We start from the raw sequence: 18,849 nt of genomic DNA, 5'->3' as shown, positions 1-18,849 counted from the left end.
ACCACCCCGACCGAGGTCAGGCGGTGTCGCCGGGCACCAGGTGACGGTAGCCGGGGATGGTCTCGGCGAACCAGCCCGCCACACTGGCCAGGCCACGGTCGTTGAGCTGCGCGTCGTGGATCGGGTACGTCGCCGACGCTGCCACAGCGGCGGCGAACCGGATCGCCTCGTCGAGGCGCAGCCAGGACCCCTGAGCCGGGACGAGCAGGCTGCGCACCGGCTCGTCGGGCACGTGCAGCGCGTCGCCGGGGTGGTAGAGCCCGTCGCCGATCAGGTACCCGAGGTTGGGGCAGTCCGGCTGACCCCGGTAGATGGCGGCGTGCCGGCCGCCGTGGGCGCTGACCTCGATGCCGGCCGCGGTGAAGCGTTGCCCGGCACGGACCCGGGTCACCGATAGTGGCGCGACATCCGGCAGCTGAGCTCCCTCCGGGGCGTACACGGGGACGCCCCGGAGGGCCAGGCGCGCCACGTCCACGTGGTCGGTGTGTTCATGGGTGACCAGCACGGCGTCCGCGCCGTCCAGGGCGTGCGGTTCACTCCACGTCCCCGGGTCGACGACGAGCACCCCGCCGTCGTGCTCGACGCGTACACACGAATGGGTGAACCGGGTGATCCGCACCGCGCCGACGGTACGCGGTCGGCCGGCGCGGTCAGCTTCGCTGCCCGGCCGACATCCGGACGATGTAGACGAACTGCGCGCCGAACGCGACCACCGCGACCAGCACCCCGGCGAGGATCGTCAGCCCGACGCCGGCCCCGACCGTCGCGGCCGCCAGCGCGACGCCGAGCCCGGTCAGCACCGCGTTCACCGCGCCGACGAGGGCGGCCGTGGTGAGCAGGAACTCCCACCGCCCCGGCCGGGTGCCGACCAGGTTCCAGGCCGTGCTCATGGCATCGTCGTCCACCACCGCGTCGGCGAAGAAGTCGTGCTCGGCGGCGAACTGGTGCTGGTAGTAGGCGCGGATGCGCTGGATCCGCGCCAGGTCCAACGAGTTCTCCACGGTGGTCTCCACCAGCCGCAGGAACGTCAGCACCCCGATGACGACCAGGGTCGGCAGCACCGCGCCCAGATACGGGCGGACCAGCTTCTCGTTGCTGGCGACGAAGCCGAGACCGATGAGCGCCGCCGACAGGACGGACAGAAAAATGGTGGCGCGACCGGTGGCCTCGGCGATGGTGCCCGCGCGGGACGTCTGCAACGCGTAGTGCTCGGTGGTCAGGACGGTGAGAAGCGCCTGCTCACGTTCACCCTCGTCCACCCCGCCACCCTTCGTGGTCGCACGACTCCGTTACCGTCACCCTATGAGCGGTGCAACGGGTCCGGGCGGCGAACTGGCCGGGTGGTCCGGGCGGGGCGGGCGGCAGCGACGGGCCTTCACCATCGGTGGGGCACTGTTCGCGATGGCCGTCGTCATGCTGCTGGCCGCCTGGCGCAGCACCGGCTTCCTCAGCGACCTGCTGCTCAACCTCGGGGCCAGCGTGGTCCTCGCGGCCATCTCGTACGTCATCTTCGACCCGATGTTCGAGGAGGCCCGCAAGGCGCGGGTGCAGGAGCACCTCAGCTTCGACCAGCAGGCGTTCGTGACGCGGCTGAACCGCTCCGGTCGCCGGGTGCGCATCCTCGACACCTGGACGATCCTGCTCGAGCAACGGCACCGCGAGGAGACCCTGAGCGCGGTACGGGCGGCGCTCGCCAACGGCGCCCAGGTGCAGTTGCTCCTGCTCGACCCCGACTGCACCGCCGCCCAGCAACGCTCCGAGGAGCTGGAACGGCAACGGGTGGACGTGCCCCGGCAGATCCGCAGCAACCTGCGCCACCTGGCCGCCTTCGCCGACGCGCTCGACGCGCGGCTGCGCCACCGCCTACAGGTCCGGCTCTACGACGCGTCCCCGTCGATCCAGCTCTACCAGTGGGATGGGCGGGCGCTGATCTCGTTCTTCCCGATCGGCAAGTTGTCGTTCAACGTGCCGCAGCTCGAGGTGGACATGGACAGCCCGTGGGGCGGGTTCGTGCACGCCCGGTTCGAGGAGCTGTGGGAGCACGAGCAGGCCACCGTCGACCTGGAGCGGTACTGGTCGGTCATGGTCACGCTGCGCCACGACGAGTCGGACGTGGTCGAGGTACGCGTGCCGTACGTGACGGTGGACGGGCAGCACTACGTCGACTGCCGCGGCTTCCGGGTCACCGGGCCGCTGACGGTGCGAGCCGTGCTGCCGCCCCGCACACCCGGGGCGACCCCCGGCGTGTTCGCGCTGGCCGAGCCCGCCGACGACGACGGCACCCCGGCCGCCGTCGTGAAACGGCACTTCGACCAGAAGTACGGGCACGGCGACGGCGAGCGGGACGTCCGCCGACTGGTGCCGCCGCCGGGCGACGCCCGCACTCCGGCGCCCCGGCCCGCGACGGCCGGCGACACGCACGCACGGTGACCCCGGCCGGCCCAGTCGGCTCGGCACAGGAAACAATCGTGGTTCACCCTGCTCACCAGGAGGACCGTCGGCGTGTCGCACCGCACCGCACCGCCGTCCGGGGCGGCACAGCTTCGCGCCGACTGCGGACGCTGCTTCGGGCTGTGCTGCGTTGTGCCCGCCTTCGCCGCGTCGGCGGACTTCGCCATCGACAAGCCGGCCGGCACGCCCTGCCCCAACCTGGGCCCCGACCACCGCTGCGGCATCCACACCGAGCTGCGGCAACGCGGGTTCCCCGGCTGCACCGTGTTCGACTGCTTCGGTGCCGGGCAGCAGGTCGCCCAGGTGACCTTCGGCGGGCGGGACTGGCGGGACGCGCCGGAGACGCTGCCGGCGATGGCGGCCGCGTTCACGGTGCTGCGACCGCTGCACGAACTGCTCTGGTACCTCACCGAGGCGGTGGCGCTGAGTCCGCCGGCCGACCTTCGCGCCGCGCTGGAACGGGCCCGCGCCGAGACGCTGACGCTCACCGCGGGTGACCCGGCGCAGCTTCGCGCGGTGGACGTCGCCGGCCAGCGGGACCGGGTGAACCCGCTGCTGTCCCGTGCCAGCGACGCGGCCCGCGCCCCCGGCGGCGCCGACCGCCGGGGCGCGCACCTGCTCGGCGTCGACCTGCGTCGCGTCGACCTGCGCCGGGCCAACCTGCGCGGGGCGTTGCTGATCGGCGCCGACCTGCGCGGGGTCGACCTCGGCCTGGCCGACGTCACCGGTGCCGACCTGCGCGGGGCCGACCTACGCGGCGCGGACCTGCGGCGCACACTCTTCCTGCACCAGACCCAACTGGACGCCGCCCGGGGCGACACGCGCACCGAGCTGCCGCAGACGCTCACCCGTCCGGCGCACTGGACGGCGCTGCCGCTCACCCCGGTCCGCCAGCCGACCCGAGCCGGCGCACCCACCCGCCGGGGCCGCCGCCGCTGACCGCGAGGTTTCGGCCGGGACGACGCCGGGTAGCCAGCGCCGACGCGGACCGGCACCGACGGGAGGCACGGCGTGGGCTACCGAAAGCGCGACGGTGAGCTGCCGGGCGACCCGCAGCACAGCGAGGACGAGGCCGGCCAGGTGCCACTGGTGCAGGTCGAGGCGGACACCGAGGTTCCCGCGCCGGCGGACACCGACGTGCGACCGGACATCGTGACCGAGCCCGACAGCTCGGGCGTCGTCGGCGGTTCGTCGGGCAGCAGCGGCGGCGGGTCGAGCATGCCGGGGCATCCCGACGCGACCCGCTGACCCGGGCTCACCGACTGGCCGGCGCGGCCCGGGTCAGATTCAGCGGCCCGGGTCAGATTCAGCGGCCGCTGGGTGCGGCCCGCGTCAGGATCAACGGCTGCTCAGCGCGGCCCGCGCCTCGGTCATGCCCTTGTTGGCGAGGCCGTCGGCCCGCTCGTTCTCCGGGTGGCCGTTGTGCCCCTTGACCCACAGCCAGGTGACCTCGTGCCGCTCGCAGGCCGCCTCCAGCCGCTGCCACAGGTCGGCGTTCTTCACCGGCTGCTTCGCGGCGGTACGCCAGCCGTTGCGCTTCCACGACGCCAGCCAACTGGTGATGCCGTTGCGTACGTACGTGCTGTCGGTGTGCAGCTCCACGGTGACCGGCCGGTTCAGGCTCTCCAACGCCTGGATGGCCGCCATCAGCTCCATCCGGTTGTTGGTGGTCGGCGTTGCCTCCCCGCCGCACAACTCCCGCTCGTGATCGCCGTAGCGCAGCAGCGCACCCCAACCGCCCGGCCCGGGGTTGCCACTGCACGCCCCGTCGGTCCAGATCTGCACGCCCCTGCCGGCCGCCGCGTCCACCATGACCGGCAACCTACCGGGCACGGACGTCGTCCTCCCCGCTCGGGTCGCCGGCACGCCGGGCCGTCGACGCCGAGCCCCGGGCGTCGCCCACCACGGCGGGCGGGATGGCCGGCGCCGGCCGGGTGGGGCGCAGCCGGTCGCGGACGCGGTGCACCGCGTCACCGGCGGTAGCGGCGATCATCGGCAACAGCCGGGTGGAGTTCATGATCGCGACCTCCTCGGCCGGGGTGGTGCCGCCGTCGAGGAAGCGCAGCACCCGCTCGGCCGGGTTGCGGTCGAAGAGCCGGTCGAAGAAGTCGGGACCGCCCACCCCGCCCCGGTCCAGCGCCCGCAGCGCCACCGCGTCCATCCAGCGGTGCCGCCGCGGGTACGCCGACGCGGGCACCGGCGCGCGACCGGCGGCGAGCGCGCGGGCGACCTGGTCGGCCTGGCGGTACATGGCGGAGAAGGTGAAGCCGGTGGAGGGGCGGGTCGCGCCCCCGGCCGTGCCGAGTCGGACCACCCGGGGTGTGGGTCGGGCCGGGAACAGCGCGTCGGTCATCGGGATCACCCCGTTCTCCACCTCGCGGACCCGCAGCCCGGCCGGATCCAGCCCGAGCAGGTCCCGGTAACCGGCGAGCGCCGCGTCGTACCCGCCGTCGGTGAGCAGGTCCGGCGAGAACTCGGTGTACTCGACCAGGGCGTAGCGGTCGCTGACCGGCAGCACGTACCCGAAGGAGACGCCCCGGGGTGGCTGCGGGGTGCGGAAGTCCATGAGTACGGCACGCGCCGCGTCGAACACCGGCCGGTCGGCCTCCAGCCACCACCCCCGGAAGTGCTGCAACCAGGTGGTTCGCCCCGCTCGCGCCGGCGGGCGGGGGCGGGAGTCGAGGACCCAGCCAGCCCGTACGGTGCGCCCGTCGCCGGTGCGCACCAGCACCCGCGAGCCGTCGTCCCGCACCGAGTCGGCGGGCGCGACGATCCGGGTGGCGTCGAGGCGACGCTCGGCCTCGGCAGCCCGGTCGTAGACCGGGCCGGAGCGGAGCATGGCGTACCGCAGCGGGGTGAGGTCCAGGACGCGGCGGCGCGCCGCGGTGGCCACCTCGACCTGCGACCAGCTCGCGCTGAGCAACGGATCGAGGTCGGTGTCGGGGTGGCCCCAGAACGCCCAGGTGCGGTCCTGCCCGCGCCGGCGCACCGGGTCGACGACGGCGATCCGCAGGCCCCGGACGCCGTGCCGGTCCAGTGCGGCGAGCAGCAGCGACGCCGCGCCGCCGCCACCGAGCAGGGCGAGGTCGACGTCGAGCGGCGCGGAGTCGGTCACCCGCACCACGCTGCCACACCGCTGCGCCCGGTCGCGCACAGCCATCCGCCGCGCTGAGCCTCCGGCCCGGCGGACCTCGGCCGGTCACGATCCGCACAACTTCAGGGTGCATTTCCGCCGTATCCGGCAATACCTCGTTATCGGCCCAGCGACGACAGCCCGACCGGATGGGACATCGATCGGAGCACCGACGCCGGTCGGACCGTCGGGGCCTTTCCGCAGCTCTCCCCGTCTTCGGGTGGACACGTGACGGCAACGAGGATTTCTCATTTTCACCTGATCGAGGACCCAACCCACCTAGTGTTGGGCACACCGGTGCTAGTCACGGAGTTGGCCACCCGAACGACGTCCCACGCAGTCAGCGGACGAAAAGTGAGGGAAGACGCGTATGAAGGTCTCAACAGCACTCTGCTCGGCGGCACTCGGCGTGGGCCTCGGCACGCTCCTGCTGCCAGGCGCCGCACTGGCCGACACCACGGTGTCACCGGCCAGCACCCCGGTCGGTGGGACTGTCGTGCTCACCGCGACGACCTGCAACCCGAAGTCGGGTGACGCCCTCTTCCGGGTCACCGGCCCCAACCGCGACCAGAACGTCCGATCCACCACGGCCGCCGCCGGCGGCGGACTGAGCGCCGAGCTCTTCACCGCCGGCTTCACCCTGGGTACGTACACGGTGGCGGCGACCTGCGGCGACGGCAGCTCGGCCGGCACCGCCACGTTCGCCGTCACCCCGATCGGCGGCGCGCCGGCCGGCTCCGGCGGCGACAACCGTGACACCGGCGCTCTCGCCGCCGGCGGCACGCTGCTCGGCACCGCCCTCGCCGGCGCGGTGATCCTGATCCGCCGGCGCCGTCCGGTGTCCACTGTCGCCTGATCGGCGGCCGTTCCATCCCTGAGACGGGTGCCCGCGCCGGCAACACCGGTGCGGGCACCCCGACGATCCCGTACGGAGGTGCACACGTGTGGTGGCGGCGGACCCTACCGGCCGTGGTCGCCCTGCTCGGCGTGACCGGGCTCGGGCTGATCACCGTCGGCCTCACCGCCGACCCGGCGAAGCCACCACGACCCTCGGCCGACGCGCCGACCCGAACCCACCCCGCGCCGGACCTGGCACCGCTGAACCACGCCGCGCCGGTCCGGGTGCAGATCCCCGCCATCGACGTCCGCGCCGACATCGTCCCGGTCGGCGCGGACGCCGCCGGGGTGCTGGAGGTGCCGCCACTGGACCGGCCCACCCTCGCCGGTTGGTACCGGCACGGGGTCAGCCCCGGCGAGACCGGCAACGCCGTCCTGGTGGGACACGTCGACTCGCCGTCCGGCCCGGCGGTCTTCTTCGACCTCGGCCGGCTCCGCACCGGCCAGCAGATACAGGTCACCCGCGCCGACGCCCGGGTCGCCACGTTCACCGTGGACGACGTCCGCGCGTACCCGAAGGAGCACTTCCCCAGCACCCTCGTCTACGGGCCGGCGGACGCCGCCGGACTGCGGCTGATCACCTGCGGTGGCCGGTTCGACGCCACCACCGGCAACTACGTGGACAACGTCGTCGTCTTCGCCACCCGCACCGCCTGAGCCGGGCCGCCCCGCTGTCGGGAGCCGGACCCCGCTCGGCAGAATGCGGTGGCACCATCCCCTGATCGGGGCGGTGCGCCGGCGACGGGGAGGCACGCGGTGGATCAGCGACCGGTACGGGACCGGGCCGGTCGAGGCGTACGCGCCCTGGCCCGCCGACTGCTCGGACGGGTCGAGGGCGACTCCCCCACCCCGCGCCGGTCCAACCCGGACGCCGTTGTCGACTGCGCCGTCTACGTCAACGGTCACCGGGAGCCCGGCCAGTCGCACTACGCCGACGCGTACGCCCACGCGCGGCGCGTACGCGGCGCCTTCGTGTGGCTGGGACTGCACGACCCCGGCCCGGCGGCGCTCGCCGCGGTGGGCAAGACCTTCGGCCTCGACGAGCTGACCGTCGAACAGGCGCTCGCCGACGGGCACCGACCCACCGTGCAGCGCCACGGGCCGGTCACGCTGCTGGTCCTGCGCACCGCCGGGTACGTGGAACACGACGAACTGACCGACACCTCCGAGGTGATCGACACCGGGGACGTCATGGTGCTGCTCGGGGAGCGCTTCGCCATCACGGTGCGGCACGGTGCCGCCGGGGCGCTGCGCAGCGTCCGCGCCGACATCGAGCGCCGCCCCACGCTGCTGGCCGCCGGACCATGGGCGGTGGCGTACGCGGTCTGTGCCCGCATGGTCGACTCCTACCTCGAAGTGGCCGGGCACGTGGAACGGGACCTGGAACGGGTCGAGGAGGCGGTGTTCGCCCGCGACCGTAGGGCCGACATCCAGCACATCTACCAGCTCAAGCGGGAGGTGGTGGAGTTCAAGCGGGCCGTCCTGCCGTTGCAGGCCCCGATGCGTACGCTGCTCGACCCCGACGGCCCGCCCCGCGCCCTGCACCGCTGGTTCGTCGACGTGGACGGCCGGCTGAGCCGGGCGGTGGACCGGGTCGCCGCGTACGACGACCTGCTCACCTCGATCGTCCAGTCGCGACTGGCGCAGCTCGCCGTCGAGCAGAACAACGACATGCGCAAGATCGCTGCCTGGGCGGCCATCGCGGCCACCCAGACCGGCATCGCCGGCATCTACGGCATGAACTTCGACCACATGCCCGAGCTGGCCTGGCGCTACGGCTACGCCGGCGCCCTCACCCTGATGGCGGTGGCAGCGCTGCTCCTGTACCGCCTGTTCCGCCGCTCCGGATGGCTGTAAGGCCCGCCCCGCCCCGTTCCCCGCTCCCCGCCTCGCTCCCCGCCTCGCTCCCCGCGATCTTGCACTTTGTGTCGCAGATACGCGCCTTTTAATACTTATGTCGCCACAGAAAGTGCAAGATCGCGGGGAGCGGCGCGGGGCGGGGGCGGGGTGTGGGGAGGGGTGGGGCGGGGGTGTGGGAGGGGTGCGGTGCTTGGGGCAGGATGGCGACGTGGGTAAGGGTGCGGGACGGCGGCGGGCGAACGCGACGACGGGACGGGTGTGCCCGTGCGGCTCCGGCCGGGCGTACGCGGGGTGCTGCGCCCCCACGCACGGGGGCGACGCCCCGGCGACGGCCGAGGCGCTGATGCGCTCCCGGTTCAGCGCCTTCGCCCTCGGCGACTCCGGTTACCTGCTGCGCAGCTGGCACTCGTCGACCCGGCCCGCCTCCCTGGAGCTGGACCCGGGGCAGCGGTGGACCCGACTGGAGATCGTGGAGACCGAGCGGGGCGGCCTGCTCGACACCGCCGGCACCGTGACGTTCCATGCCCACTACCGGGACGCGGGCCGGCCCGGCACGTTGACCGAACACAGCCGGTTCGTCCGCGAGGACGGCCGGTGGGTCTACCTCGACGGTGACCAGCCCTGAGGGCTGGTGTGGCGTAGGATGACGTCGGCGTAGTCCTGCGCCGCACCTCCCTCCCGGCGCTCACGCCGCCGGCAACGCGGAGGCAGAGGGGGCCTGGAGCCCTCGGGACGTGGTGCCACATGCCCCACTCCGGCGGGGTCGGCGGGAGCGTGAGTTCCGGTGACCGTGCCGTTGACCGGGAGCATGTGATGACCACCCAGAGATCGTTCAAGGCCCGGGTCCGGACCCGGATGGCAAAGACCGGCGAGAGCTACACCACTGCCCGCCGGCACCTGATCAATCGGGCCGCCGAGCGGGCTTCGGCGTCCACCGCCGCCGCCCCACCGGGGCAGGCCGAACCCACCGCCGCCCCACCGGGGCAGGCCGAACCCACCGTCGCCCCGCCGGGGTCGGCCGAACCTCCCGCCGCGCCCAGTGTCTCGGCCGCCGCGGCGCAGACCGAGCGGATCGCCGACGACCTGATCCGCGCCCGGACCGGCCGCGGTTGGGCCGAGTGGTTCGCGCTGCTCGACGCCGCGTCCGCCACCGGGTGGACGCACACCCGCATCGCCCGCCACCTGGGCACCGAGCACGAGGTGGCGGGTTGGTGGGCGCAGACCATCACCGTCGGGTACGAGCAGGCCCGCGGCCTGCGCGCGCCGGGTCAGCGACGCGGCGGTGGCTTCGAGGCCAGCGCGAGCCGGACGGTGGCCGTGCCGGCGCGGCGACTGTTCGAGGCGTTTGCCGACGAAACGGCGCGTGCCCGCTGGCTGCCCGACGTCGAGGTGCGCGTCCGCACCGCCACGGCGCCGCGCAGCTTCCGGGCCGACTGGGCCGGTGGCCCCACCCGGATCGTTGTCGGCATCGACGCTGTCGGCGAGTCGAAGGCCCGGGTCAACGTCGTGCACGAGAAGCTGACCGGAGCCGAGCAGGCCGCGGAGCTGAAGGCGTACTGGCGGGAACGGCTCGCCGTGCTGAAGGCACTGTTCGAGACGGACGGAGACCACCGATGACCATGACGTTCATCAACCTGCCGGTGCGCGACCTGACCACCGCCACCGAGTTCTACCGGGCGATCGGCTTCACCAGTGACCAGGGCGAGCCGGACGGCGACAGCACGGTGCTCACCATCTCCGACGCCACCCGGCTGGTGCTGCACCTCCGCTCGGGCTTCGAGGCGTACACCGGGGTCGCCACGCCGGACACGGCGACCAGTCGGGAGGTCATCATCGGGCTGTCGGCGTCGAGTCGCAGGCAGGTCGACGAACTTGTCGACCAGGCGGCGGTCGCCGGTGGGGAGTCGCTCGGGCCGGGGATGGCCAACGGGCCGATGTACATGCGCGGCTTCCGGGACCTCGACGGCCACCAGTGGTCGTTCCTGCACCTGGCCGGCTGACAGTGCCGCCCGGCGGCGGCCGGAGAAGGCCGCTGCCGGGCCCTTCGTCGATTCGGGTGACTAGTCCGGCAGGTCGGCAGCCAACTGGGCGAGCCCCGGCAGGATCTTGTCCCGCCAGCCCGGTCCCATCCGCGCGAAGGCGTCTTGGGCTCGGGGGTCGTCGAGGTCGAACCCCGAGTGATCCAGGAACAGTCGGGTGCCGTTGCCCTCGGGAACCAGTCGCCAGGTCAGCGTCCATTTCTCGTTGAACGTGTGGACGAAACGCCGCTCGGGCTCCACTTCGGTGACCTTGCAGTCCACAGCTCCCCAGGCGGGCATCTGGAGGTGGAAGCGGTGACCGACGACGGCGGCGACGTCGCCCGGCACCCACCAGCGGGCGAGCAGCTCCGGCTCGGTGAGGCTGCGCCAGACCTTCGACGGCGGCGCGGCGATGAACTGGTCCACGGCGATGGTAGCGGTATCTGTCACTGTCTCCTCCTGGAGCATGTCGGCAAGGGTGCGGAGGCGCTGGGCCGGTGGCCGCCGGCGGGTCAGCAGCACCAGAGCCACCACGAGGTACGCCCCGGCGGTCAGCGCGAACGCCACCGCGTTGCCGGCCGCCGAGGCGAGCAGGCCGTAGCCGCCGTACGTCACGATGATCAGCACGTCGGTGGCCATCCCGGCCAGGGAGGTGACGGTGGCGCGGCTGGTGCCGGTGATCCGGGCCTGGAGCCGCGCGTCGGCCAGCACGGTGGCCAACTGTGCCGCGCCGAACGCCACCGCGAGCAGCACGAACCCCGCCGGGTGCCGGAGCAGGGCACCGCCGGCCAGCGCCACGCCGACGAGCCCCAGCAGCGCGGCGTACCCTCGGCTGCCCAGCCGCTCCCCCGCCGGGGCGAGCAGCCCGCCGACTGTCACCCCGACCCAGAGCAGCAGGAGCAGCAGGGGTACGGCCTGCGCCCCGACGCCGGTGTCCAGGGCCAGCAGCGGCGTGTACTCGTCCAGGGCACCCCAGTCGGCGGCGACGACGGCCACCAGCAGCACGGCGGCCCGCACCGGCGGACGGGTGCGGACCTGCGACACCCCGTCGCGCAGCGTGTCCCACCACCCCAGGTCACCATCGTCGTCGGGATTCGAGGGTGGGACGGCGTCCGGCCCGTCCGGTCGAAGTGGCGCAGCGCCCACCGACCGAGCGGCCATCGCCGACTCGGGGACCGGGACGGCCACGGCGGCCGGCACGCGGTGCTCCGGAAGCCGGGTGGCGACCAGTGTGGCGAGCAGGCAGGCCAGCACGCTGGCCGCGCCGACCGCCGGGTACCCGCCGGCCGCGAGCACCGGGCCGGCGAGCACTCCGGAGAGCACCACGCCCAGCACACCCGCCGTCCGTGCGCGGCCGAGCACCCGGGCGTACCGGCCGACCGCGCCGAGCCGGTCCAACTCCGTCCAGACCAACGCCTCCAGGGCGCCGGAGACCAGTGCGCCACCGGCGCCCCAGAGCAGGAAACCGAGAGCGAACGCCGGGTACGACGGAACCAGCACCCAGAGCGCGAACCCGGCGGCGGTCACCAGCGGCGCGAGGCACAGCAGCAGCCGGCGGGACAGCACGTCGGCCCAGGCGCCGGAGGGCACCTCGAACAGGATGCCAGCGGCCGACCAGATGACGAACAGTGACGCGATCTGGCCCACCGACAGCCCGGTGTCGGCGAAGAACACCACGTACAGCGGGTAGAGCAGGACGAGGTCACTGAGGAACGCGTACCCGTAGAGGGTCGCCGTCAGCCGACGGACCGCCGGGTCGGGCGTGCGCGAGACGGTGAGGATCATGGGGCCTTCCCGTGGGAGTGGAGACGGACACCTGAGGTGCGGTGCCCGTGGTGGCCCACGGGATCGGCGGACGCTGCTGGATCAATGTCGCCAGGTCATGCCCGCGATGCTAGACAACCGGCGCGGCGGCGGCCAGCGCTTTCGGCATGCCGGGCGAACGAGGCGCAACGCGGCGCGGGGCGGGATCAGCTCGATCCCGCCCCGCGCCGTACCGCTGGTGTCAGCGCCGGTCCACCGGCGGAATGACAGTGGTGGTCTCACCGTCGTCGCTGGTGCGCTGACCGGGCACCGCGCGGTCGGTGCCACCCGAGACCACCTGGGTCGCGTCGGGGTCGACACGCACCGCCTGCGTGACGTCCGAACCGGCCGAGCCGCTGACGACCTGGGTCGTGTCGTCGGTGGCGGAGGGCCGGACCGGCGTCGGCGACGTGTCGTCGTCGAGGGTGCCGCGGTCGCCCACCTGGGTGGCGTCGGAGCTGACCGGGAAGTGGACCACCTGGGTGGCCTCCGGATCGGCGGGCCGGGTCACCACCTGCGTCGCCTCCACGTCGGCCGGCCGGGTCACCACCTGGGTGGCCTCGGCGTCGGCGGGCCGGGTCACCACCTGGGTGGCCTCGGCGTCGGCGGGCCGGGTCACCACGGGGCTGGCCTGCGGCTCGCTGGTGGTGGCCGACCTGCGGGCCAGCTCGGCCTCGGCCTCGCGGCGACCGGCGCGGTACGCCTGGGCGTGCTCGGCGATCAGCGGCGACTCCCGCTCGGCACGGGTCAGCCACGACTCCCAGCGGCTCTGCATCGGACGGATCAGACCACCGCCGACCCCGACGACGAGGATGCCGCCGATCGTGGCCAGCACGGCGATCAGCACCGGAGTGGTGACCGCGGTGGCCACGCCGATCTGGTTCAACGCGGCGATGACACCGAGGCCGAGGATGAACACCGAGGCGATGGTGGCCAGCACCCGACCGTACGACAGGCCGCCGAGCGCGCCGCTGATGATGTCCTTCACCGCGTTGGCGATGGCGGCGGCGACCACGACGATGACGATCGCGACGAACGCCCGGGGCAGCCACGCGATCACCGCGCCGAGCAGGTCGGAGATCGGGTTCGGCCCCCAGATGCCGAAGGCGAGCTGGAGGGTGAACAGCAGCACCGCGTAGTAGGCGAGCTTCGCGACGATGTCGCTGGCGTCGTACCGGGAGCGGCTCAGCGCTCGGCGGATGCCGCCGCGTTCGACGGCGCGGTCGAAGCCCACCCGTTCGAGGACCTTTTCCACGATCTTCAGTACGGCCTTGGCGATCAGCCATCCGGCCACCAGGATCGCCAGGAAGGCGACGGCCTTGGGCAGGAAGAGCATCACCGAGCGGAGAGCGTCGCCCACCGCGTCGCTGACGTTGTCACTCATATGGTTCATTCCTTAAGGGGCTGCCGGAACGGTCAGCCCCGGACCTACCCTCGACCCGACGCGCGGAAACGCCGACCAGGCAGTAGCCCTCCGGACCGGTTCCGGTCAGCGAACGGCCGTGAATGTGGAGTGCCCCGAGCCCGCCCTCGCCGTCGTGGATCTGTACATGGTGATGTGGTGTACGTGGTGCGGTGTCACCTGTCCTTGGTGCTGGGCTGCGTCGTACGTGGGGAGTTGAACCGTTACCTCTCAGTGCGCTTCAGCAAGCACACGGTTGGTAGTCCTGCCTTGCGGCGGAACGGTCCCGGTCTGACCGGCGGATGCCGTGCCGGGTTCACGCTTCGTCGCCACCTGCCCGCGTAGGCGGGTCTTCTGGTCGGCTCCACGTGCTGCCACCGGGCCACTCCCGGCGTTATCGAACTCGGCCGCGAGGGCGGCGAGGTTCAAGGAGGCGTTGCGGTCCCGGTCGATGACCAGACCGCACGCCTGGCAGGTGTATTCGCGCTCGGACAGGGCCAGCTTGGTTTTCACCGTGCCGCAGCCCGAGCAGGTCTTGGAGGACGGATACCAGCGGTCGGCCAGCAGCAGCCGGCCGCCGTTCCACCGGGTCTTGTACGCCAGTTGGCGACGGATCTCCGCGAACCCGGCGTCGGCGACGTGCCGGGCCAGCTTGCGGTTGGCCAGCATCCCGACCACGTTGAGGTCTTCGACCACGATGGTGCCGTGCTCACGCGCGAGCCGGGTGGTGAGCTTGTGCAGCCCGTCGCGGCGTAGATGAGCGATCCGGGCGTGCGCGCGACCGAGCCGAGCAGATGCCCGCTGCCACCGCTTCGACGGCCGTCTTGCGGTACGCCGGTCCGGGCCGGTCTTGCGGGACAGCGCCCGACCCAACGAGCGCATGCGTTGGCGCGCGGCGACTAGGTGGCGCGGGTTGTCGACCAGCTCGCCAGTGGACAGCACCGCAAGGTGCTTGATCCCAACGTCCACGCCGACGACCGACTGCGGCTGGGCAGGGGCGCGTTCGACCCGTTTGACCTTGACGGTGAACGACACGTGCCAGCGTCCGCCGTCGCGCCGCACCGTCGCGGACGTGATCCGAGCGGTGCCGTTGTCCAGGCGGCGGGCGAGTTTGCGGGCCGACTCGTGCAGCTTCAACCGGCCCAGCCGGGGCAGCACCACGTGTGTGCGGTCGGGTTCGACCCGGATCGCCCCGGTGGTGAACCGCACGGATGGTGTGGTGCGGCGGCGGGACTTGAACCGGGGAAACCCGACCAGCCGCCCGGCCCGTGCGCCCTTGCGGGAGTCAGCCCAATTCTTCAAGCCACGCGCGAGGGCGTCCAATCCGGTGTTGAACGCCTCCTTCGACACCTCGCCCCACCACGGCGCAACCGCGGGCTTAGCGGCGTTCCACGCCTTCCGCAACCCAGCGAGGGACCATGACAGCGACGGGGTCAACGCCTCGTCCGGCACGCCGTAGGATCGCTCGGCGCTCCGCTGGTCCATGACCGCCTTGACCTTCGCCAGTGCCCAGTTATGCGCGACCCGGGCCGCCCCGGCATGCGCGAGCACGTCACGTTCCTGGCCCGGGGTGAGGTCGAGGGCGAACCGGTACGCCTGGATCGTCTTCACACCGGAGCCTCGGTGACGGCCTCGACCGCGCGGCGGGCGCGGTTCGCGGCGGCGCGACGACCATAAAGGCGGGCGCACAGCGAGGTCAGGATCTCGGTGACGCCGCGGACCAGGTCGTCATCGACCTCAGCCGGGTCGACCACCAGCAGACGGCGGCCTTGCGCGGCCAGCGCGGCTTCAACGTACTCGGCACCAAAGCTGGCGAACCGGTCGCGGTGCTCGACCCCGATGGTTGACACAGTCGGGTCGCGGAGCAGGGCGAGGAACTTCTTACAGTGCCCGTTCAACGCGGACCCGACCTCGGTGACCACCCGGTCCACGCCGAGCTTCTGGCCGGTGGCCCACACGGTCACCCGGGCGACCTGACGGTCCAGATCCGCCTCCTGATCGGCTGACGACACCCGGGCATACACCACGGTCTGCCCGGCCTCAGCCGCCGTTGCGGTGACCGGATCCCCGACCATGATGAGGCGGCCGATCCGGTAGGTGTGGATAGGCAGTGTTCCAGACTCGTAACGCCGACATGCTGTCGCGTACGAGATCCCGGTGGCCGCTGCCCATTCCTTCAAGTTCAAGACGTCGACTTTAGCCGACTAGTGAGCACTACTGACGACCGCCACGCCAGCAGTTGTCCACCCCCGAGTCAGCGGCCAGCCTAGTGGGCCGTTGATCTTCTCGTCGACCGGTTTCGCTGGTGCCCGTCGGGGTCGGGCGCCCTCTAGCGCGCGGACGAGCTTTGGCAATATTCTCCGGAGTGCGTGCGGCCACTGGAGCTACTTTTCATCCCCCGCCGTCGGCCGCAGGAGGAGATGCAATGCACCTCGACCATTCCGAAGTGGATCGCCGGACGCTGCTGCGGGCCGGCCTCGGTGCCGCCACGGTCGCCGTCGTCGGAAGCGAACTCGCCCTCCCGGGCACGGCCCAGGCCGCTTCGGGCACCGACCTGGACTGGATCATCAGTTGTGACGAGTGGGCCGCGCGCCCGCCGAAGGATCCGCTGTCGGTGAGTGCCATCGCCACCAACAAGATCATCGTGCACCACATGGCGTTCCCGAACGTCACCGACTACTCCCGCGAGCAGGCGGTCAAGCTGGCCCACGACTGCCAGGACCTGCACATGGACGGCAACGGCTGGTCGGACACCGGTCAGCACTTCACCGTCAGCCGCGGCGGGTACGTGCTGGAGGGCCGCCGGGGCAGCCTGGAGCGGCTGGAGGCCGGCGACCGGCAGATGGTCTCGGCGCACTGCCCGGGTGAGAACGGTCGGGCCATCGGCATCGAGAACGAGGGCACCTACGTCACCGAGACGCCGCCGAAGGCGTTGACCGACTCGCTGGTCAAGCTCTGCGTCACGATCTGCCGCCAGTACGGGCTGCACGCGTACGACATCTTCGGCCACTGGGACTTCCGCACCACCGAGTGCCCGGGCGCCGCCTTCTACCGGCAGTTCCCGGAGCTGCGGCGACGGGTGCACGCCGCCCTCGGCACCAAGCTCGGCGACGTACCGGCACGCCGCTGGCCGGACCTGTGGCGCTTCGTCAACTCCCCCTCCGTCCGGGTGGTGCAGCACCTGCTCGCCCACCGGGGCTACCCGGTGGCCGTCAGCGGCACGTTCGACGCCGCGACCGTCGCCGCCGTGCAGGACTGGCAGGCCCGCAACGGCATCCCGGTGGACGTGGACGCCACCCTCACCACCCCGACCTGGGAGACGCTGGCTCCGGAGCTGGACCAGCACGCCGCCGGAGCGCCGGTCACGGCCGTGCAGGAAATCCTCGCCACCAAGGGGTACGCGGTCACCGCCACCGGGGCGTACGACCACGCCACCCGAGGGGCGGTGCAGGATCTCCAGGCGCTGCACGGGCTGCCCCGCAACGGCAAGCTCAGCACGAGCACGTGGTGCGCTGTAGTCGGCGGGTCGGTCCGCGAGTCGTACCGGCACCGCTGAGAGCGTGGTGGCGGTGCGGGTCGTACCCGCACCGCCGCCGGCCCCCGGTCCGTCGGTTTGATCCGCCGCCCCGGCGGAAAGAATCCGGGGCATGACCTGGGCCCGTCGAGCCGTACCCGCTGTCGCCGCCGCCGTCGCGGCACTCGCCGCGCGGGACCTGATCCAGCGCGACCACGCGCTGCTGCGCAACTTCCCGGTCCTCGGCCGTGCCCGCTACCTGCTGGAGAGGATCGGGCCGGAGCTTCGGCAGTACATCGTGGCCGGCAACAACGAGGAGCGGCCGTTCACCCGCGACCAGCGCCGCTGGGTGTACGCGTCAGCCAAGCAGGAGAACAACTACTTCGGTTTCGGCACCGACAACGACATCGAGTACACCCCCGGGTACCCGATCATCAAGCACCGCACGTTCGGCAGGGCCGTGCCGCCGTCGGCACCGACCGCCGGGCACGATGTGCGGCTGCCCTGCGCGAAGGTGCTCGGCGCGGCGCGCGGCCGCCCCCGGGCGTTCCGACCGGAGTCGGTCGTCAACATCTCCGGGATGAGCTTCGGCTCGCTCTCCGGCAACGCCATCACCGCGCTCAACAAGGGGGCGGCGCTCGCCGGCTGCCTGCAGAACACCGGCGAGGGCGGTCTGTCGCCCTACCACCGCAACGGTGGTGAGCTGGTCTTCCAACTCGGCACCGCGTACTTCGGCTGCCGCGACGAGCACGGTCGGTTCAGCCTCGACCGGCTCAAGGACCTGGTCTCCGGCGCGCCGGTGCGGGCGCTGGAGATCAAACTGAGCCAGGGTGCCAAGCCGAGCCTCGGTGGGCTGCTGCCCGGGGCGAAGGTGTCCGCCGAGATCGCCGCCACCCGGGGCATCCCGGCCGGTCAGGACTGCGTCAGCCCGTCCCGGCACGCCGAGTTCTCCGACTGCGACAGCCTGCTCGACTGGGTGGAGTTGCTGGCCGCCGAGACCGGGTTGCCGGTCGGCATCAAGTCGGCGGTCGGTGACCTGGGCTTCTGGCGGGAGCTGGCCACCCTGATGCGCGACACCGGCCGGGGCGTGGACTTCGTGACGATCGACGGCGGCGAAGGCGGCACCGGCGCCGCACCCCTGATCTTCACCGACTCCGTGTCGCTCCCGTTCCAGCAGGGCTTCTCCCGGGTCTACAAGATCTTCGCTGAGCACGACCTGCACGATCAGGTGGTCTTCGTCGGTGGTGGCAAGCTCGGGCTCCCCGACAACGCCATCGTGGCGTTCGCGCTCGGCTGCGACATGCTCAACGTCGGCCGCGAGGCGATGCTGGCGATCGGCTGCATCCAGGCGCAGAAGTGCCACACCGACACCTGCCCCACCGGCGTCGCCACCCAGAACGCGTGGCTCGCCCGGGGCCTGGACCCGACGTTGAAGTCGGTCCGGGCGGCCAACTACCTGCGGACGCTACGCCGCGACCTCACCAAGGTCGCCGAGGCCTGCGGCGTCGAACACCCCGGACTGATCGGGACCGACGCCGTGGAGATCCTGGACGGCCGCACCGGCTCCACCCCACTCCACCAGGTGTACGGCTACCGGCCGGAATGGGGCATGCCCTCGGCCGCCGACCAAGCGGAGATCATCCGGCTGATGGCCCCGGAGGCGCCCCAGGGCGGCAGCGCCCCGCCCTCAGCCACCGCCGTCGGCTGAGATCACGCCCGACCCGCCGGCGAGAGGCTGCAACGCGGACCCGAGAAGCACCAGGCCCGGGAT

18 protein-coding genes and 2 pseudogenes are annotated in these 18,849 nt (G+C 72.5%); 11 read left to right on the top strand and 9 right to left on the bottom strand.

Translation table 11 applies throughout. From position 1 onward, the window contains the following. Positions 1 to 16: 16 nt before the first annotated feature. A complete protein-coding gene (locus AB0C15_RS12730; protein WP_357351333.1) occupies positions 17 to 619 on the bottom strand; it encodes an MBL fold metallo-hydrolase in 603 nt (200 codons plus the stop codon). A gap of 31 nt (positions 620 to 650) precedes the next feature. Then, entirely contained in the window at positions 651 to 1,259 is a 609-nt protein-coding gene (locus tag AB0C15_RS12725) for a hypothetical protein (protein WP_357351332.1), read from the bottom strand. A gap of 43 nt (positions 1,260 to 1,302) precedes the next feature. Here AB0C15_RS12725 and AB0C15_RS12720 point away from each other — a divergent pair, with 43 nt between their 5' ends. The 3 genes from AB0C15_RS12720 to AB0C15_RS12710 all read left to right on the top strand — a co-directional run bounded on the left by AB0C15_RS12720 (position 1,303) and on the right by AB0C15_RS12710 (position 3,699). Beyond that, the gene (locus tag AB0C15_RS12720; protein ID WP_357351331.1) at positions 1,303 to 2,430 is read left to right on the top strand and encodes a DUF5919 domain-containing protein; all 1,128 of its coding nucleotides are present in this window, start codon (positions 1,303 to 1,305) and stop codon (positions 2,428 to 2,430) included. 72 nt (positions 2,431 to 2,502) lie between these two features. After that, the gene (locus AB0C15_RS12715; protein ID WP_357351330.1) at positions 2,503 to 3,390 is read left to right on the top strand and encodes a pentapeptide repeat-containing protein; all 888 of its coding nucleotides are present in this window, start codon (positions 2,503 to 2,505) and stop codon (positions 3,388 to 3,390) included. A gap of 72 nt (positions 3,391 to 3,462) precedes the next feature. Continuing rightward, positions 3,463 to 3,699 carry a preprotein translocase YidC gene (locus AB0C15_RS12710; protein WP_357351329.1) on the top strand — a complete coding sequence of 79 codons (237 nt, stop codon included), beginning with the start codon at positions 3,463 to 3,465 and terminating at the stop codon, positions 3,697 to 3,699. A gap of 90 nt (positions 3,700 to 3,789) precedes the next feature. On the opposite strand, the gene rnhA is transcribed toward AB0C15_RS12710, so the two are convergent. Beyond that, a complete protein-coding gene (gene rnhA, locus AB0C15_RS12705; protein WP_357351370.1) occupies positions 3,790 to 4,263 on the bottom strand; it encodes a ribonuclease HI in 474 nt (157 codons plus the stop codon). A gap of 10 nt (positions 4,264 to 4,273) precedes the next feature. Continuing rightward, on the bottom strand, positions 4,274 to 5,566 hold the full coding sequence (locus AB0C15_RS12700) for a lycopene cyclase family protein (protein ID WP_357351369.1): 1,293 nt from the start codon (positions 5,564 to 5,566) through the stop codon (positions 4,274 to 4,276). 388 nt (positions 5,567 to 5,954) lie between these two features. On the opposite strand from AB0C15_RS12700, the gene AB0C15_RS12695 reads away from it, so the two are divergent. The 6 genes from AB0C15_RS12695 (at position 5,955) to AB0C15_RS12670 (ending at position 10,341) form a co-directional block, all read left to right on the top strand. Then, on the top strand, positions 5,955 to 6,440 hold the full coding sequence (locus AB0C15_RS12695) for a hypothetical protein (RefSeq protein ID WP_357351328.1): 486 nt from the start codon (positions 5,955 to 5,957) through the stop codon (positions 6,438 to 6,440). Between the two features lie 113 nt (positions 6,441 to 6,553). After that, positions 6,554 to 7,138 (top strand): class F sortase, encoded by a 585-nt coding sequence (locus AB0C15_RS12690; RefSeq protein ID WP_357351327.1) that lies wholly within the window; start codon positions 6,554 to 6,556, stop codon positions 7,136 to 7,138. A gap of 99 nt (positions 7,139 to 7,237) precedes the next feature. Next, complete coding sequence (locus tag AB0C15_RS12685) at positions 7,238 to 8,338, top strand: magnesium and cobalt transport protein CorA (RefSeq protein WP_357351326.1); 1,101 nt, start codon at positions 7,238 to 7,240, stop codon at positions 8,336 to 8,338. A 211-nt stretch (positions 8,339 to 8,549) separates the two neighbouring features. Next, positions 8,550 to 8,966 carry a YchJ family metal-binding protein gene (locus AB0C15_RS12680; protein ID WP_357351325.1) on the top strand — a complete coding sequence of 139 codons (417 nt, stop codon included), beginning with the start codon at positions 8,550 to 8,552 and terminating at the stop codon, positions 8,964 to 8,966. Positions 8,967 to 9,154: 188 nt separating this feature from the next. Further along, positions 9,155 to 9,958: a hypothetical protein gene (locus tag AB0C15_RS12675; RefSeq protein WP_357351324.1), complete on the top strand. Its 804-nt coding sequence runs from the start codon at positions 9,155 to 9,157 to the stop codon at positions 9,956 to 9,958. Then, positions 9,955 to 10,341, top strand: a complete 387-nt coding sequence (locus tag AB0C15_RS12670) for a VOC family protein (RefSeq protein WP_357351323.1) — start codon at positions 9,955 to 9,957, stop codon at positions 10,339 to 10,341. Before AB0C15_RS12675 ends, AB0C15_RS12670 begins: the two co-directional genes overlap by 4 nt. Before the next feature lie 60 nt (positions 10,342 to 10,401). Here the strand turns inward: AB0C15_RS12670 and AB0C15_RS12665 are convergent, their stop codons facing one another. The 5 genes and pseudogenes from AB0C15_RS12665 to AB0C15_RS12645 all read right to left on the bottom strand — a co-directional run bounded on the left by AB0C15_RS12665 (position 10,402) and on the right by AB0C15_RS12645 (position 15,750). Next, positions 10,402 to 10,827 (bottom strand): SRPBCC domain-containing protein, encoded by a 426-nt coding sequence (locus AB0C15_RS12665; RefSeq protein ID WP_357351368.1) that lies wholly within the window; start codon positions 10,825 to 10,827, stop codon positions 10,402 to 10,404. A 48-nt stretch (positions 10,828 to 10,875) separates the two neighbouring features. Beyond that, positions 10,876 to 12,144 (bottom strand): annotated as a pseudogene (locus AB0C15_RS12660) (MFS transporter); the annotation flags it as partial. 643 nt (positions 12,145 to 12,787) lie between these two features. Further along, positions 12,788 to 13,546: pseudogene (locus tag AB0C15_RS12655) on the bottom strand (hypothetical protein); the annotation flags it as partial. A gap of 249 nt (positions 13,547 to 13,795) precedes the next feature. Further along, positions 13,796 to 15,175 carry an IS607 family element RNA-guided endonuclease TnpB gene (tnpB, locus tag AB0C15_RS12650; protein ID WP_357351322.1) on the bottom strand — a complete coding sequence of 460 codons (1,380 nt, stop codon included), beginning with the start codon at positions 15,173 to 15,175 and terminating at the stop codon, positions 13,796 to 13,798. Then, entirely contained in the window at positions 15,172 to 15,750 is a 579-nt protein-coding gene (locus AB0C15_RS12645; RefSeq protein ID WP_357351321.1) for an IS607 family transposase, read from the bottom strand. The genes tnpB and AB0C15_RS12645 overlap by 4 nt, the downstream gene beginning before the upstream one ends. Positions 15,751 to 16,010: 260 nt before the next feature. Between AB0C15_RS12645 and AB0C15_RS12640 the strand changes: the two genes are divergently transcribed. Beyond that, a complete protein-coding gene (locus AB0C15_RS12640) occupies positions 16,011 to 17,120 on the top strand; it encodes an N-acetylmuramoyl-L-alanine amidase (RefSeq protein ID WP_357351320.1) in 1,110 nt (369 codons plus the stop codon). Between the two features lie 91 nt (positions 17,121 to 17,211). Continuing rightward, a complete protein-coding gene (locus tag AB0C15_RS12635) occupies positions 17,212 to 18,786 on the top strand; it encodes an FMN-binding glutamate synthase family protein (RefSeq protein ID WP_357351319.1) in 1,575 nt (524 codons plus the stop codon). The last annotated feature ends 63 nt before the right edge of the window (positions 18,787 to 18,849 follow it).

The sequence above is a fragment of the Micromonospora sp. NPDC048835 genome (genome assembly GCF_040649995.1).
Taxonomy (GTDB): domain Bacteria; phylum Actinomycetota; class Actinomycetes; order Mycobacteriales; family Micromonosporaceae; genus Micromonospora.
Note: the sequence above shows the minus strand (reverse complement) of the source record. Positions and strands in the feature narration are given on the sequence as shown.

Bases quoted from the DNA above. Each gene is read 5' to 3' on its own strand.
- AB0C15_RS12720 (WP_357351331.1), top strand. From the start codon at position 1,303: ATGAGCGGTGCAACGGGTCCGGGCGGCGAACTGGCCGGGTGGTCCGGG.
- rnhA (WP_357351370.1), bottom strand. From the start codon at position 4,263: ATGGTGGACGCGGCGGCCGGCAGGGGCGTGCAGATCTGGACCGACGGG.
- AB0C15_RS12695 (WP_357351328.1), top strand. From the start codon at position 5,955: ATGAAGGTCTCAACAGCACTCTGCTCGGCGGCACTCGGCGTGGGCCTC.
- AB0C15_RS12675 (WP_357351324.1), top strand. From the start codon at position 9,155: ATGACCACCCAGAGATCGTTCAAGGCCCGGGTCCGGACCCGGATGGCA.
- AB0C15_RS12670 (WP_357351323.1), top strand. From the start codon at position 9,955: ATGACCATGACGTTCATCAACCTGCCGGTGCGCGACCTGACCACCGCC.
- AB0C15_RS12665 (WP_357351368.1), bottom strand. From the start codon at position 10,827: ATGCTCCAGGAGGAGACAGTGACAGATACCGCTACCATCGCCGTGGAC.
- AB0C15_RS12635 (WP_357351319.1), top strand. From the start codon at position 17,212: ATGACCTGGGCCCGTCGAGCCGTACCCGCTGTCGCCGCCGCCGTCGCG.